The organism is Ruegeria sp. N11 (assembly GCF_056531525.1).
The window spans coordinates 49,608-64,386 of record NZ_JBQFLX010000014.1 but is presented as its reverse complement, the minus strand read 5'-3'; the positions used below and the strand labels follow the sequence as shown (position 1 = coordinate 64,386).

Below are 14,779 nucleotides of genomic sequence, written 5' to 3'. Positions count from 1 at the left end.
GGTGGCACCTCCAAGGTAGGAAGCACCGGTTAAATGCACAATTGCCCCCACGGGCGTAACACGCTGGTGGGGGGCGATCCCTGAACGACTCAAGGGACCGGAAGATCGAGAGGCTTCCGGATGTTTGAGGGGGCTTTAGGCCGATTGACTGCCGGAGTCAACCTTGCGGGTCGGCAACCAGTTGTTAACGGCGTCAACCATGCGGTGTGATCCGCGCCCGCTGACATAGGCTTCGACAATCGGGTGGCGTCCAGCGCTCATTCCTTGGTTCAAAATCAGCACCGGCCGGTGAAGGTTGGAAGACCCGTTTTTGCCGGATGATCGCGTGGTTTCGATCTCTGCGTGGGACAGGTCCGCCAGCTTGTGCTCGACAGTGTCATAGCCAAAGACGGACTGACGGCGGATCAGGATACTGTTGGTGCGGCGGTCCAGTATGACCTGTACGCGGCGGACAAACGCGCAAAAGGCACCGAACCCCATCCCGCCACCGAACAGGGCGAAGAAGATACCGAATATAATCCCCTCGCCGCCTTCGCTGACCATGAACAGGCCGACGCCGACAAAGGCGAGGATGAAGAAGACCAGCATAACACCAATAAACCAGGGCGTGTTGGACAGGATCAATTGGTCCGGGGTATTGCGCGTCACCTTCATGCCGGCACGCTAACACCGAATTCTGGCACTGTCGTGGCTTGAATTCATCGCCATGTTGCGCCAAGAGCGCGCCAAACAGGAGGTTTCCATGGACGCATCATCCGCCTATCAGGACACGCTACCGTTCAGCTCTGACGCGTTGCTGGCGCAGTTGGATGATTGGGGGCTGTCCTATCGCCTGCATACCCACGTGCCACTGCGCACGGTCGAGGAGTCTCAGGCGGTCGAGGACCAGTTCATGATGCCGGGTGAAAATGCACTGCGGCTCAAAAACCTCTATCTGCGCGACAAGAAAAAGCGGAACTATCTGGTGACGCTGGAGCAAAACCGCGAGATTGATCTCAAGGCGCTGGGCGCCGAGCTTGGTATCGGGAACCTGTCCTTTGGCTCGGCGGATCGCCTGATGCAGAACCTTGGCGTCCGCCCCGGCGCGGTCAGCCCGCTGGCGATGATCAATGGTGTTCAGAACAACGTTCGGTTTTTCATGGATGGCACCGCGCGGCAGGCCGATGTGATCTACCTGCACCCGCTGGTGAACGACCGGACTGTGGCAATGGCGCGCGCCGACCTGATGGCGTTCTTCGACAGGATCGGCTGCCAGGTCACCTGGCTGCCCTGAGCGCAGGCCCGACGGCGCGGGCTTCCGGCAAAGGAACTAGGGAACAGAAAAAGCTAAGGGCTTCTTGCGGCGGGCTCGCGGTTTCTGCCAATCAAAAAATGTCCGGCCTACGCTTTTTGGACGAAGGCCGGACGTCTCGTTTGCGGCGGGCGACGGCCGGTCAGGCTGCCAGTTCCTGAACCGCCTTGTGGGCGTTGCTAAGCGACGTTTCGGCGTCCAGAGCCAGTTGGTCGGCGGCAACGACATCGACGTCATGGATGCCGACAAAGCCCAGCACATGCTTGGCGTAGTCGGTGGCAAAGTCGATCTCGGAGCCGACAGCAGTACCGCCCGAAGCAATGGCCAGAATGGCGCGCTTACCCTCCAGCAGGCCTTTTGGACCGTTTTCGGAGTACGAGAAAGTAAGCCCGGCTCTGGCAACCAGATCGATCCAGGCTTTGAAAGCGGCCGGAACCGAAAAGTTGTAGATCGGCAGGCCAATCACGATGATGTCGGACTGCTGAAGTTCGTTCACCAGTTCATCCGACAGGGCCAGTTGGTCACGCTGGACCGCGTCACGCTGATCGGCGGGGGTGAAGTTGGCATTGATCCAGTCTTCGGTCAGCAGCGGCAGCGGCGAGGCCAGGTCGCGGCGGATGATGCGGCCGGCCTTCAGGTGGTTGACGATCCGGTTTGACAGGTCGCGGGTGGCGGATCCTTCGCGGCGGGCCGAGGCGTCGATATGCAGGATGGTCTTGGTCATGTCATTGTGTCCTATTGATGTGGAATTCGCGTCTGCCGCCAATATGAGCGTTGCGTGGATGAACAAAACTCTGATAAGCCAACAGTCATTGTTGGAATTTGCACAGTGGATTTGATGCAGTGGACAATTGGGACGAAGTCAGAACCGCCTATCAGGTGGCACGCATGGGCACGGTCAGTGGCGCGGCAGAAGTTTTGGGTGTGCATCACGCGACCGTCATCCGTCACATCGACGCGATCGAGGCACGGCTGGGTGTAAAACTGTTCCAGCGTCACGCGCGCGGCTATACGGCAACGGATGCGGGCGAGGATCTTCTGCGCGTCGCACAGGCGACCGAAGATCAGTTCAATCAGCTGGTCGGGCGGATGAAAGGGCGTGGCGACGACGTATCGGGCGAACTGGTGGTGACGTCGCTGGCCTCGCTGGCGCCGCTGGTTGTTCCCGCCTTGACCGAGTTTCAGACTGCGCATCCGGGCCTGATCGTGCGTTACCTCACCGGCGACCGGCTGTTTCGGCTGGAATACGGCGAAGCGCATGTGGCCATTCGTGCCGGCGCCGCCCCGGATCAGCCGGACAATGTGGTGCAGCCCTTCATAACGCAGGAGGTGGGGCTTTATGCCAGCAAGTCTTACGTAGAGCGGCATGGCAAACCGGCACGTATCGAGGATTTCGCTGACCACTTTTTTGTCAGCACCGACGATGAAAACAGCCGTGCTCCGTTTTCGAAATGGTTGCGCGCGACAGCTCCGGCGCAGGCGATAACCTTTCGCTGCACCAACAACTTCTGCATGCGCGAGGCGGTTCTGTCCGGTGCCGGTATCGGCTTTATGGCCCGGTGGGAAGCATCGCGCGATCCGGAATTGGTCGAGGTTATGGAACCACTGCCCGAATGGTCGGGCAAGCTGTGGCTGGTCACGCATGTCGACCTGCACCGCACAACGAAAGTTCAGGCGTTTTTGTCCTTCCTCAAGGAGCAGGCCAAAGGCTGGCAGCCGTGACGTTTCAGGCCCGCGGGCATCTGGCGATGCTTGTGTTTTCCATGCTGGTGGCCGGCAGTTTCTCGCTGGGCTCACTCATAGCAAACCAGATTGCGCCTTCGGCGATCACGGCGGCCAGGTTCGCCATTGCGGCACTGGTGATCGGTGCCGTGGCGATGGCGACAACCGGCCTGCCACGCAGCGCCGCGCGCGCACCCTGGCGGTATTTCGTGCTGGGCGGGCTGTTCGCCACCTATTTCGTGCTGATGTTTTACGGCCTGAAAACCGCACCGCCGGTCAGCGCTGCTGCGGTGTTCACCCTGACACCGGTATTGTCCGCCATCGCGGGTTGGTTTCTGTTGCGCCAGATCACCACGCCCCGCATGGCGCTGGCCCTGGCGGTTGGGGCCGTCGGGGCGCTTTGGGTGATTTTCCGGGCTGACTGGCAGGCGTTCAGGGCCTTCGAGATCGGCGGCGGAGAGATCATCTATTTCTGGGGCTGTGTCGCACATGCGGTTTACACCCCGATGATACGCCGCCTCAACAGGGGTGAACCCGCCGTGGTCTTCACCTTTGGCACCCTTGTTGCGGGTTGCCTGATCCTGACGATCTACGGCTGGTCCGACATACGGGCGACGGATTGGGCAAACCTGCCTGCCATTGTGTGGATCGGGTTGCTCTATGTCTCGCTTTTTGCCACTGCCGCCAGTTTTGTGCTGGTGCAGTTTGCCTCGCTGCATCTGCCCTCGGCCAAGGTGATGGCCTATACTTATCTGACACCCAGCTGGGTCATCCTGTGGGAGATCGCGCTGGGCAACGGCACCCCAGTTGCACTGATCCTTGTGGGCGTGGTTATGACATGTGTCGCGCTTCTGATGTTGCTGAGGCCGGAAGAACCCGCAGGCGCAGTGCCTGCGACGGACACGGACGCAAATCCGGGCAAAACCGGCCCTTGAGGCAGATCAAGGTACATATATTCGAATTTCTCCATGCTTTTGGGCAAGGAGGAAGTCATCATGTACAACCACATCATGTTCCCCGTCGATCTGCATCTGCCGCCCGAGGTCCGCAAGGCGGCTGACGTCGCCGCGCAGGTCGCCCAGTGGCAAGGGGCCAGGATCACCATCGTCAGCGTGACCGGAACCCAACCGGGCGAACCCGGTCAGTCCGAGGCGGCCATCAATCAGGACCTACAGGATTTCGCCAGTGAACTGGCCGAGAAAAGCGGTGCCGAAGTGGCGTTCCGCAATATTCATTCCGTTGATGTCGGCGCTGAACTGGACGGTGATCTGACCCGTGCAGCCGACGAGATCGGCGCAGACCTGATTGTGGTGGGCACCCATGCCCCCCGGATCATGGACTATATCTTTTCAAGCCACGCCGGCTATCTGGCAAAACATGCCAGCGTGTCGGTGTTTGTCGTCCGGTAAGCTGGTTTAGTCCTCGGGCGTGGGCAGTTCAATCTCCAGAAATCGTTCGAACGCATCCAGGTTGACCGGTTCGAACTGCCCGAAGCCCTGCATCCAGACGGATGCCGCCCGCAGCGCATCGGGTTCCAGCTTGCACCATTTCACGCGGCCCCGTTTTTCCTGCGAGATCAGCCCGGCCCTGGTCAGGATGACCAGATGCTTCGAGATCGCGGCCAGCGACATCTCGAACGGCTCAGCCACGTCTGTGACCGCCATATCATCCTCCAGCAGCATCGCCAGAATGGCGCGCCTGGTCGGGTCGGCGAGGGCAGCAAATACGGTGTCGAGTTGGTCGGACATTTGTCTTTCCTAATACGCCGCATCCGGTTTGACAATTTCCGCCAAACCGTCACTGTGCCCCGGCGACCGGACGGGGGAATGCAATGGCACTCAGATACTGGCTGGTGATCAGCATCCTTGGCATCGGCTGGGGCATGTCCTTCATGTTCAACGCCATTTTGCTGCGGGAACTGGGGCCGCTTTCGGTGTCGATGGGCCGGGTCGCCTTCGGTGCGCTGGGGTGCTGGGTTTACGTCGCGGGCGCCCGCCTGCCGGTTCATCTGACCACAAGGAGGGCGCTTGGGCTGTTGGGCTTTGGTGCGCTCAGCTATGCCGGACCATTCGCGTTTTACGCACTGGCACAACAGCATATCGCTTCAGGCGTTGCCGGGATCGTCAACGCAACGACACCTGCCTTTGCTGTCATCGTCTCGCATTACTGGCCGGGTGGTGAGCGCGCGACATGGCTGAAATCTCTCGGGGTCGTCTGCGGCTTTTCTGGCATTGTGCTGCTGTCATTGCCTGTACTGCGCGCCGGGGCGACGTCCGAGTTCTGGGCCATCCTGCTGACCGTTTGCGCCCCGATCTGTTATGCGTTCTCCTTCAATCTCGCGCGGGCTTTCCGCGACATGCAACCCGTGGTGCTGGTTGCGCTGGCCCTGACAGGTGCGACGCTGGCCATCACACCGCTTGCGCTGTGGCAGGAAGGGCTGCCACATGTGACGCGGACCGAGACATGGCTGTCGCTGATGATGATCGGATTTGTTCTGACCTCGGCCGCCTTTATTGCCTTCTACTGGCTGTTGCCCAAGGTCGGACCCACCAACATGTCGACCGTGACGCTGGTTGCACCGGTCTCGGCGCTGGTGCTGGGAACTTGGGTGCTGGGAGAGGTGCTGCTGCCCGAACATCTGATGGGCATGGCGGCGATCCTGCTGGGCCTGTTGCTGATCGACGGGCGTATTGTTCGGCGCTGGCGGCTCAGGGTGCAGGACAAAGATCAACCAACAGGTTGAATATGCGGAATCCGGCATTTTGCCGGGGATTGGGCAATTCGCGACGATCATGCGGGATTCTAATTTGAAAATATTATTAATAATAACAGTAACTTGAGTGGCAAAATGCTGACCCTTCAAGATCGTTGACTCTGCGCCCCGTGCGCCTTAGCACCATGCCCAAGACTGTGCGAGGAAAACGCCCGTGACCGATGACGACCAAAAGCAGCGTATGGCGCAGCTGGAGGCCAAGATCGATGCGGCGAAAAAGGCCAAACAGCCAAAGGCCCGCGCAGATGCTGACATTTCCGGGGGCGAGCTTGCCTGGAGGATGGTCATCGAAATGGTATCCGGTCTGGGGATCGGATTTGGCATCGGATACGGGCTGGACAGCCTGCTCGGGACGATCCCGATCTTTCTGGTGCTGTTCACATTGCTGGGCCTTGTCGCGGGCGTGAAGGTTATGCTCCGCAGCGCGAAAGAGGCTCAAGAGAAACAAGCGGCGGCGACGGCTGCCGAGAAGGACGAGAGGGACTGAACGTGGCGACTGAGACCACCGCAGCAGAAGGCAGCAGCCTGGTATTCCACCCGATGGACCAGTTCATCGTCAAGCCGTTGTTCGGCGACGGTGCGGTGGGCATGTTCACAGTCACCAACGTGACGCTGTGGCTGTTCTTCGCGGTGCTGGCTGTTGCGGCTCTGCTGGTTCTGCCCACATCCAAACGCGCGATTGTGCCCAGCCGGATGCAGTCGATCGCCGAGCTGACCTACGGCTTCATCTACAAGATGCTGGAAGACATCTGCGGCAAGGAAGGCGTCAAGTTCTTCCCCTATGTCATGACCCTGTTCATGTTCATCGTCTCCGCGAACTTCCTGGGCCTGATCCCAACCTCGTTTACAACCACGTCACACTTCGCGGTCACCATCCCGCTGGCGCTGGCCGTGTTCCTGACCGTGACCATTCTGGGTTTCGTCAAGAACGGTGCCGGGTTCCTGGGCCTGTTCTGGGTCTCGAGCGCGCCACTGGCACTGCGCCCCATTCTGGCGATCATCGAGCTGATTTCGTACTTCGTGCGCCCCGTCAGCCACTCCATTCGTCTTGCCGGTAACGTCATGGCAGGCCACGCGGTTATCAAGGTGTTCGCGGGCTTTGCCGCGGTTGCCGTAATCTCGCCCGTGTCCGTTCTGGCGATCACCGCAATGTACGGCCTCGAGGTCCTGGTGGCCTTCATCCAGGCCTACGTATTCACCATTCTGACCTGTGTTTATCTGAAAGATGCGCTGCATCCTTCGCACTAAGGTCCGATACCCCAACATCGAAACTTCCAATTCGTAAGGAGATACATCATGGAAGGCGATCTCGCACACATCGGCGCAGGCCTGGCAGCAATCGGTTCCGGCGCAGCCGCAATCGGGGTGGGCAACGTTGCAGGCAACTTCCTGGCCGGCGCCCTGCGCAACCCTTCGGCGGCTGCATCGCAGACCGCAACCCTGTTCATCGGTATCGCATTCGCAGAAGCCCTGGGGATCTTCGCATTCCTGGTCTCGCTGCTGCTGATGTTCGCCGTCTAATCTGCGGAACCTGATCCTTACGCGCAGGTGGGTCCAAGCCATAGCGGCCCACCTGTTGTAAAGACAACGTTCCGACGGAGGACATCATGGCGACTGAACCCATTAGCGAAGAAGTAGTTGGCTCGTGCGTCGACTCCTATGGCTCAGCCATCGGGATGCCGCAGCTCTGCTTCGATTGGTTCCCCAACCAGATTTTCTGGCTGGTCATTACGCTGGTCGTCATCTTTCTGGTCCTGTCCCGCGTGGCCTTGCCGCGCATCGCGGCAATCCTGGCTGAACGCCAGGGGACCATTACAAATGACCTGGCTGCGGCCGAAGATCTGAAGGCCAAAGCGGTCGAGGCTGAAGAGGCCTATAACAAGGCGCTGGCCGATGCCCGTGCCGAAGCGCAGCGTATCGCTGCCGAAGCACGCGCCGAAATCCAGGCCGATCTGGATGACGCGATTGCCAAGGCGGACGCGGAAATCGCTGCAAAGGCGGCTGAATCGGAAAAGGCAATTGCCGATATCCGTGCCGGTGCGCTGGAAAGCATTCAAGTGGTTGCCAAGGATACGGCAGCTGAACTGGTTACCGCACTGGGCGGCGAGGCGGATGCCAAAGCCATCGACGGTGCCGTTGACACGCAGATGAAAGGATAAGTGACATGCGCAACACTCTTGCTCTTATCCTGACCCTCGGTGCCGCCAGCCCGGCTCTGGCCGCGAGCGGCCCGTTCTTCTCGCTTGGCAATACCGACTTTGTCGTCCTTCTGGGCTTTATCGTCTTCATTGCGGTCCTGTTCTACTTCAAGGTTCCCGGCCTGATCGGCGGTGCCCTGGACAAACGGGCCGAAGGCATCAAGTCGGAACTCGACGAAGCCCGCGCCCTGCACGAAGAAGCCCGCAGCCTGCTGGCCTCGTACGAGCGCAAGCAGCGCGAGGTGCAGACTCAGGCAGACGCGATTGTGGCGGCGGCGAAAGACGATGCGGCACTGGCGGCGGAACAGGCCAAGGTCGATCTGGAGAAGTCCATTGCACGCCGTCTGGCAGCTGCACAGGATCAGATCGCATCGGCCGAAGCTTCGGCCGTGAAGGAAGTCCGTGATCAGGCCATTACGATTGCGGTATCCGCCGCGAACGCCGTTCTGGCCAAGCAGATGACTGCGACGCAGGCCAACAAGCTGATCGACGCATCCATTGCCGACGTTGGTGAAAAGCTTCACTAACCGTATCACATTGTGATCAAGGAAAACCCGAAAGCCGCTGGCCTTCGGGTTTTTTGTTTCCGTACAGTCCCGAGTTAAGCCGTCAGGGCTTGCCGGTTTCATGCTCCAGTCGCTGTTGGGCGATCGCCTCGTTCCGCAGCGCTTTCTGCTGATCTGCCAGACACTGTTCAACAAAGCTCAGATGCTGCTCGACCGCCTGCCGCGCCCCCTGCGGATCGCGGTCCTGCAGGGCGGTATTGATGGCGCGGTGCTGTTCCAGAATGGCCTCTCGGTTGGTGCGTTGCTGAAACATCACCTGTCGGTTGTAGAAGACGCCCTGACGCAGCAGATCGTACATCGACCGCATCATGTGCAGCATGACCACGTTGTGGCTGGCCTCGATGATCGCCATGTGGAACTGCGCGTCCAGGATTGCCTCTTCCTCGGCGGCGTTGCGGGCATGGGCGGCTTCCATCTTGTCGATGATCGCCTGCACCACCTTCAGATCGCTTTCTGATCCCAACCGGGCCGCGCGTTCGGCCGCCAGCCCCTCCATATCCCGCCGAAACGACAGATAGTCGAACACGGCCTCGTCATGGCTGCCGAACAGGCGGATCAGACCCGGCGAGAAGGCCGAGCCCAGAACATCGGCAACATAAATGCCAGATCCCGCTTTGGCCGTCAGCAACCCCTGATCCTGCAATTCCGATATCGCGTCACGCAAAGACGGGCGCGAGACACCCATCCGGTCGGCCAGTTCCCTTTCGGCCGGCAGGCGCTCTCCGGGGCGCAGGATCCCGCGCAATATCAGCAATTCGATCTGCCGGACCACGGCCAGAGATAGCTTTTCGCTTTGAACTTTGTGAAAGGGCATCGGTCATCACGTGAAATTGGTCAACTAACATGACCACGTATTCGGCCCATGTGCAAGAATGCGCCATCACGATGATTGAAATAAAAGGTCAGCAATGTTGACTTTAATGCAAACGTGAATAGCGTGCCGCCGTGACAGGGCTGAGGAGGTTGATTGTCATGGACAAGCTTTATGCCACCCGCGCATCCCGGATGAAGGCATCCGAGATCCGCGAATTGCTGAAACTGCTGGATCAGCCGGACATCATTTCCTTTGCCGGCGGCATACCGGACCCGGCGGTGTTCCCGGCGGACGCCTTTGCACAAGCCTTTCAGGCGGCGTTGTCCCCCGAACAAAGGGCGCAGGCTCTGCAGTATTCGGTCAGCGAAGGCTACGTGCCGCTGCGCCAGTGGCTGGCGGATCATATGCGTGCGATCGGGGTCGAATGCGGCATCGACAACATCCTGATCACCTCGGGGTCGCAGCAGGCGCTGGATTATCTGGGTAAGCTGTTCCTGTCGCCCGGGGACACGGCCCTGGTCGGGTGGCCCACCTATCTGGGCGCGCTGGCGGCGTTCAATGCCTACGAGCCGCGTTTTGACCAGCTCAGCATCAATGGCAACCGCGGGGCCGACGAATATGCAGCGGCAGCAGGTCAGGGCGCGGTCAAGTTTGCCTACCTGTCCCCGGATTTTGCCAACCCCACCGGCGAAACGGTCGACCTGCGTGGGCGCGAAACCCTGCTGGATCTGGCCGAGGATCTGGACTGCGCGATAATCGAGGACGGCGCCTATCAGGCCCTGCGCTATGACGGCGATCCGATCCCGCCCGTTCTGGCGCTGGAACTGGCCCGCAAAAGGTCGATCGAAGCGTGCCGCACCATCTATAGCGGAAGCTTCTCGAAAACCCTGTCGCCGGGCCTGCGCATGGGTTGGGTGGTGGCGGCCAAACCGGTGATTTCACGGCTGGTGCTGATGAAACAGGCCGCAGATCTGCATTCGGCCACGATCAACCAGATGGCGGTGCACCAGGTGGCACAAGCCTGTTTCGACACGCATATACCCTTGCTGCGCCGCGTCTATGGCGCGCGTCGCGATGCGATGCTGGCGGCGCTGAAGGAGCACATGCCTGAGGGTGTCACATGGACCCGCCCCGAAGGCGGCATGTTCATCTGGCTGACCCTGCCGAAAGAGATCAACGGCGCCGACCTGCTGGCGCGGGCATTGCAGACGGTGAAGGTTGCCTTTGTTCCGGGGCACGCGTTTTTCCCCGACGGCTCTGGCACAAACACCATCCGCCTCAGCTTCTCAAACTCGGACGAAGAGACCATCAGTGAAGGCGTACGCCGGTTGGGCGAGGCCCTGCGCGCCTGATCCGGAAAGGAAGCGTTAACCAGATTGCCGCAAGACTGCGGCATGATCCGTTTGCTTGCCCTGTTGCTGCTGGCGGCCTGTTCGGCTGGCACGCCCTATTTTCGCAACCTCCCTGCCACCCGCGTTGCCGTCAACGGCAGCGTGTTCGATGTGCGTGTGCGCAACGAACTGGCCGAGGCGGTGCGGGTGAACACGCAATATGCCCCGCGTCTGGGACCGATCCGCGATCGCGCGGCGCTGGCCATGGCGCAAGTATCGGGCTGCCCGATCCTGGACGTGCTGGGCGATGCCGCAGTGACGGTCGGCGTTCTGGGCTGCGACCGGGAAATGGGCGAGCGGCTATTGCTGACGGCGATCTCGCGTCCGAACTATGAATGTATCAGCTATGGGGGATTCGACTATGCGGTGTATGAATGCACCCCTTATTGAAACGCGCGGATTGTTGCGAGATTTGGCAAGATATTGTGGATAACTCGGATCATTGGTCCATATACTGCGTATCTCCGTTGACACCTCCCCCTTCGGTTGCGCAGACTTCCTACTCATAGGAATCACGGGACCCAGCGGCCATTGCGCTTTAGCAAACTCAAACTGACCGGCTTCAAAAGCTTTGTTGATCCGACCGATCTGATCATCGCGGACGGGTTGACGGGTGTGGTGGGTCCGAATGGATGCGGCAAGTCCAATCTGCTCGAGGCACTGCGCTGGGTCATGGGGGAAAACCGCCCGAAATCCATGCGCGGCGGCGCTATGGAGGATGTGATTTTTGCCGGCGCTGCCACGCGCCCCGCCCGCAATTTCGCCGAAGTGGTCCTGACCATGGACAACTCGGAACGTCTGGCGCCATCCGGGTTCAACGAGAGCGACCAGCTTGAGATCGTCCGCCGCATCACCCGCGATGTGGGCAGCGCCTACAAGACCAACGGCAAGGACGTGCGCGCCCGTGACGTGCAGATGTTGTTCGCCGATGCCTCGACCGGTGCACATTCACCGGCGCTGGTCGGCCAGAACCGCATTGCCGAACTGATCAACGCCAAACCCCGCGCGCGCCGCCGCATTCTTGAAGAGGCGGCGGGTATCTCGGGCCTGTATCAGCGCCGGCACGAGGCCGAGCTGAAATTGAAAGGAACCGAAGCCAACCTGACCCGGGTCGATGATGTGCTGGAACAATTGGGCACCCAACTGGCGCAACTCGCCCGTCAGGCCCGCCAGGCCGCCCGCTATCGCGAGATCGGCGAACAACTGCGGCAGGCTGAAGGGATGTTGCTGTATCGTCGTTGGAAAGAGGCCGACATGGCCCGCCAGCAGGCCGAGGAAAAACTGCGCGACCGCATCACCGAAGCCTCGCGCGCCGAGGCCGAAGCCCGCGCGGCTGCCGCCAAACGCGCCGAGATCGAAGAAACCCTGCCACCGCTGCGCGAGGAAGAAGCCATCGCCGCCGCCGTCCTGCAGCGCCAGCAGGTTCAGCGCGACCAGCTTTCCGATCAGGAATCCCGCGCACGCCAAACCATCGAAACCCTGACCAACCGCATCAAGCAACTTGGCAACGATATCGAACGCGAAGCCGGGCTGAACCGCGACGCAGGCGAGATGATCGAGCGTCTGGAATGGGAAGCCCGTGAGCTGGCCAAAGCGGCCGAAGGTCATGACGACAAAGTCTCCGAGGCGGCCGAAATCGCGCGCGAAGCCGCATCCGTGCTGCAGGACCGCGAGGATCACCTGTCGCAGGAAACCGAGGACATGGCCCGCCTCGTCGCGCGCCACCAGTCGGCGCAGCGGCTGGTCGAGGACAGCCGCAAGACCCTGTCCCGCTCTGAGGCCGAAGAAGACAAGGCGCGCGCCGCCGTGGATGAGGCCAAAGCTGCCCTGACCCGTGCCAGCGAAGCCTTTGAGGCCGCGCAGGACGGTGAGGAAGAAGCCCGCGAAGCCGCCGAAGCCGCCGAGGAAGCTCTGGCCTCCGCTGACGAACTGCGCAACGACACGCAGGCCCGCGAGGCGGAAGCCCGCGCGCAAAGGTCCGAAGCCGAAGGGGAGTTGGGGGCCATTCGCGCGGAAACCATGGCGCTGGCCAAACTGGTCGAACGGGATACGGCCGAAGGCGGGCAGGTGCTTGATCTGCTGCGTGTGGCGCCGGGCTATGAAAAGGCGCTGGGGGCTGCGTTGGCCGACGATCTGCGCGCGCCCCTGGTCGAAGGCGACGGTCCTTCCGGCTGGGTTCAGGTTGCGGGATATGACAATGATCAGCCCTTGCCCGACGGTGCGGAACCGCTGGCGCTGCATGTCTCGGGGCCGGATCGCCTCAGCCGCCGGATTGCGCAAATCGGGTTGGTGGATGCCGATCTGGGCGCGCGACTGCAAGCTTCTCTGAAGCCCGGCCAGCGGTTGGTGTCGCGGTCCGGCGATTTGTGGCGCTGGGACGGTTTCAGGGCCTGGGCCGAGGATGCGCCAAGCGCGGCGGCCCTGCGGCTTGAACAGCTCAACAAGCTGGAAGCGCTTAAGCAGGAACTGACCCGTACCGAAGCGCAGGCCGATGGTGCCCGCGCCGCGCACGAGGCGCTGTCTCGGAAACTGGCGGATGTGACCGAAGCCGATCGCCGCGCGCGCGAAGCCCGCCGTGCCGCCGATCAGCGCATGGCCGAAACCGCCCGCCTGCTGAGCCGGGCGGAGGCCGACCGCAACCTGGCGCAGGGCAAGCTGGAAACCCTGTCCCTTGCAGTGGATCGCCATACAGAGGACGCCATGTCCGCCCGGGTCCAGTTGCGCGAGGCCGAAGGCGCATTGAGTGGTCTGGGCGACCTCGACAGTGCCCGAGCGCAGGTCGAGGACATCAAGCAGACGGTCGAGGCGGCGCGGATCACCATGCTGACCCACCGCTCGACCCATGACGAATTGCGCCGAGAGGGCGAGGCGCGGACCCGACGCTCGCAAGAAGTGACGAAAGACCTCAGCGGCTGGAAGCACCGTCTGGAGACGGCGGAAAAGCGCATCTCGGAACTGGCTGAACGCAAGGAAAGCTCGGAAGAGGAACTGTCCGATGCTATGGCCGCCCCAGGCGAGATTGCCGAGGCCCGCGAGGAGTTAAACGAACTGATTGAGGCGGCCGAGGCCCGCCGGACCGAGGCCGCCGACAAACTGGCTGAGGCCGAGATCCAGCAGCGCGAGGTGGTCCTGGCCGAGCGCGAGGCGGAACGCCATGCCTCGGAAGCCCGCGAATCCCGCGCCGCCGCTGAAGCGCGCTGTGATGCGGCGAAAGAAAGCGTCGTTGCCGCAGCCGAACGCATTGCCGAGGATCAGCAACTGACCCCGAACCAGCTGCTGAACCAGTTGGACGCGAACCCCGACCAGATGCCCGCCGCAGATGCGCTGGAGGCCGAAGTGAACCGCCACAAGCGTCAGCGCGACGCCATGGGCGCGGTGAACCTGCGTGCCGAAGAGGACAGCAAAGAGGTTCAGGAGGAGTTCGACACCCTGAACAGCGAAAAGGCCGATCTGGAAGAGGCGATCAAGGCCCTGCGCAGCGGGATCGCCAGCCTCAACCGCGAAGGACGCGAACGGCTGCTGACCGCATTCGAACAGGTGAACGCGAACTTCGCCATGCTGTTCAAGCACCTGTTTGGCGGCGGTGAGGCCAATCTGGTCATGGTCGAAAGCGACGATCCGCTTGACGCGGGGCTTGAGATCATGTGCCAGCCGCCGGGCAAGAAACTCTCGACCCTCAGCTTGCTGTCGGGCGGTGAACAAACGCTGACGGCGACGGCGCTGATCTTCGGCGTCTTCCTCGCCAACCCCGCACCGATCTGTGTGCTGGACGAAGTCGACGCGCCGCTGGATGACGCCAACGTCACGCGTTTCTGCGACCTGCTGGACGAGATGTGCCGCCAGACCGACACGCGCTTCCTGATCATCACCCACCACGCCGTGACCATGGCGCGGATGGACCGGTTGTTTGGCGTCACCATGCAGGAACAGGGGGTCAGTCAACTGGTGTCGGTCGACCTCAAAAAAGCCGAGCAGATGGTCGCCTGATCCATCACTGCAATGTCATGCCCAATTCAGAGCCGCG

17 protein-coding genes are annotated in these 14,779 nt (G+C 61.4%); 13 read left to right on the top strand and 4 right to left on the bottom strand.

Annotation, left to right across the window (positions count from 1 at the left end; all coding sequences use genetic code 11):
* Nucleotides 1-135 precede the first annotated feature (135 nt).
* On the bottom strand, nt 136-654 hold the full coding sequence (locus tag ACR0J8_RS15590; RefSeq protein ID WP_480526206.1) for a hypothetical protein: 519 nt from the start codon (nt 652-654) through the stop codon (nt 136-138).
* An 88-nt stretch (nt 655-742) separates the two neighbouring features.
* Here ACR0J8_RS15590 and ACR0J8_RS15585 point away from each other — a divergent pair, with 88 nt between their 5' ends.
* The gene (locus tag ACR0J8_RS15585) at nt 743-1,273 is read left to right on the top strand and encodes a prolyl-tRNA synthetase associated domain-containing protein (protein ID WP_480891025.1); all 531 of its coding nucleotides are present in this window, start codon (nt 743-745) and stop codon (nt 1,271-1,273) included.
* Nucleotides 1,274-1,433: 160 nt separating this feature from the next.
* Here the strand turns inward: ACR0J8_RS15585 and ACR0J8_RS15580 are convergent, their stop codons facing one another.
* Nucleotides 1,434-2,015 carry an FMN-dependent NADH-azoreductase gene (locus ACR0J8_RS15580; RefSeq protein ID WP_480526210.1) on the bottom strand — a complete coding sequence of 194 codons (582 nt, stop codon included), beginning with the start codon at nt 2,013-2,015 and terminating at the stop codon, nt 1,434-1,436.
* Nucleotides 2,016-2,134: 119 nt separating this feature from the next.
* On the opposite strand from ACR0J8_RS15580, the gene ACR0J8_RS15575 reads away from it, so the two are divergent.
* From ACR0J8_RS15575 to ACR0J8_RS15565, 3 genes are read left to right on the top strand one after another with little or no spacing between them, the layout of a single operon-like run.
* A complete protein-coding gene (locus ACR0J8_RS15575; RefSeq protein WP_480526212.1) occupies nt 2,135-3,013 on the top strand; it encodes a LysR family transcriptional regulator in 879 nt (292 codons plus the stop codon).
* On the top strand, nt 3,010-3,948 hold the full coding sequence (locus ACR0J8_RS15570; RefSeq protein ID WP_480526214.1) for a DMT family transporter: 939 nt from the start codon (nt 3,010-3,012) through the stop codon (nt 3,946-3,948). The genes ACR0J8_RS15575 and ACR0J8_RS15570 overlap by 4 nt, the downstream gene beginning before the upstream one ends.
* A 60-nt stretch (nt 3,949-4,008) precedes the next feature.
* On the top strand, nt 4,009-4,422 hold the full coding sequence (locus tag ACR0J8_RS15565; RefSeq protein ID WP_170612001.1) for a universal stress protein: 414 nt from the start codon (nt 4,009-4,011) through the stop codon (nt 4,420-4,422).
* Nucleotides 4,423-4,428: 6 nt separating this feature from the next.
* On the opposite strand, the gene ACR0J8_RS15560 is transcribed toward ACR0J8_RS15565, so the two are convergent.
* Nucleotides 4,429-4,761: an ArsR/SmtB family transcription factor gene (locus ACR0J8_RS15560; RefSeq protein WP_170619201.1), complete on the bottom strand. Its 333-nt coding sequence runs from the start codon at nt 4,759-4,761 to the stop codon at nt 4,429-4,431.
* 83 nt (nt 4,762-4,844) lie between these two features.
* Here ACR0J8_RS15560 and ACR0J8_RS15555 point away from each other — a divergent pair, with 83 nt between their 5' ends.
* The 6 genes from ACR0J8_RS15555 (at nt 4,845) to ACR0J8_RS15530 (ending at nt 8,511) form a co-directional block, all read left to right on the top strand.
* A complete protein-coding gene (locus ACR0J8_RS15555; RefSeq protein ID WP_480891020.1) occupies nt 4,845-5,756 on the top strand; it encodes a DMT family transporter in 912 nt (303 codons plus the stop codon).
* 184 nt (nt 5,757-5,940) lie between these two features.
* On the top strand, nt 5,941-6,273 hold the full coding sequence (locus tag ACR0J8_RS15550) for an AtpZ/AtpI family protein (RefSeq protein ID WP_170611995.1): 333 nt from the start codon (nt 5,941-5,943) through the stop codon (nt 6,271-6,273).
* 2 nt (nt 6,274-6,275) lie between these two features.
* Complete coding sequence (locus tag ACR0J8_RS15545; RefSeq protein WP_170611993.1) at nt 6,276-7,034, top strand: F0F1 ATP synthase subunit A; 759 nt, start codon at nt 6,276-6,278, stop codon at nt 7,032-7,034.
* Between the two features lie 48 nt (nt 7,035-7,082).
* Nucleotides 7,083-7,307 (top strand): F0F1 ATP synthase subunit C, encoded by a 225-nt coding sequence (locus ACR0J8_RS15540; protein ID WP_005981269.1) that lies wholly within the window; start codon nt 7,083-7,085, stop codon nt 7,305-7,307.
* A gap of 86 nt (nt 7,308-7,393) precedes the next feature.
* Nucleotides 7,394-7,945 carry a F0F1 ATP synthase subunit B' gene (locus ACR0J8_RS15535; RefSeq protein ID WP_480526220.1) on the top strand — a complete coding sequence of 184 codons (552 nt, stop codon included), beginning with the start codon at nt 7,394-7,396 and terminating at the stop codon, nt 7,943-7,945.
* Between the two features lie 5 nt (nt 7,946-7,950).
* Nucleotides 7,951-8,511 (top strand): F0F1 ATP synthase subunit B, encoded by a 561-nt coding sequence (locus ACR0J8_RS15530; protein WP_170611989.1) that lies wholly within the window; start codon nt 7,951-7,953, stop codon nt 8,509-8,511.
* 82 nt (nt 8,512-8,593) lie between these two features.
* Here the strand turns inward: ACR0J8_RS15530 and ACR0J8_RS15525 are convergent, their stop codons facing one another.
* A complete protein-coding gene (locus tag ACR0J8_RS15525; RefSeq protein WP_321250922.1) occupies nt 8,594-9,364 on the bottom strand; it encodes a FadR/GntR family transcriptional regulator in 771 nt (256 codons plus the stop codon).
* A gap of 158 nt (nt 9,365-9,522) precedes the next feature.
* On the opposite strand from ACR0J8_RS15525, the gene ACR0J8_RS15520 reads away from it, so the two are divergent.
* The 3 genes from ACR0J8_RS15520 to ACR0J8_RS15510 all read left to right on the top strand — a co-directional run bounded on the left by ACR0J8_RS15520 (nt 9,523) and on the right by ACR0J8_RS15510 (nt 14,742).
* Nucleotides 9,523-10,716, top strand: coding sequence for an aminotransferase-like domain-containing protein (locus ACR0J8_RS15520; protein WP_480891015.1), 1,194 nt, complete (start codon nt 9,523-9,525; stop codon nt 10,714-10,716).
* Nucleotides 10,717-10,758: 42 nt separating this feature from the next.
* Nucleotides 10,759-11,145, top strand: coding sequence for a hypothetical protein (locus ACR0J8_RS15515; RefSeq protein ID WP_170611984.1), 387 nt, complete (start codon nt 10,759-10,761; stop codon nt 11,143-11,145).
* Nucleotides 11,146-11,286: 141 nt separating this feature from the next.
* On the top strand, nt 11,287-14,742 hold the full coding sequence (locus ACR0J8_RS15510; RefSeq protein WP_480526223.1) for a chromosome segregation SMC family protein: 3,456 nt from the start codon (nt 11,287-11,289) through the stop codon (nt 14,740-14,742).
* Nucleotides 14,743-14,779 lie beyond the last annotated feature (37 nt).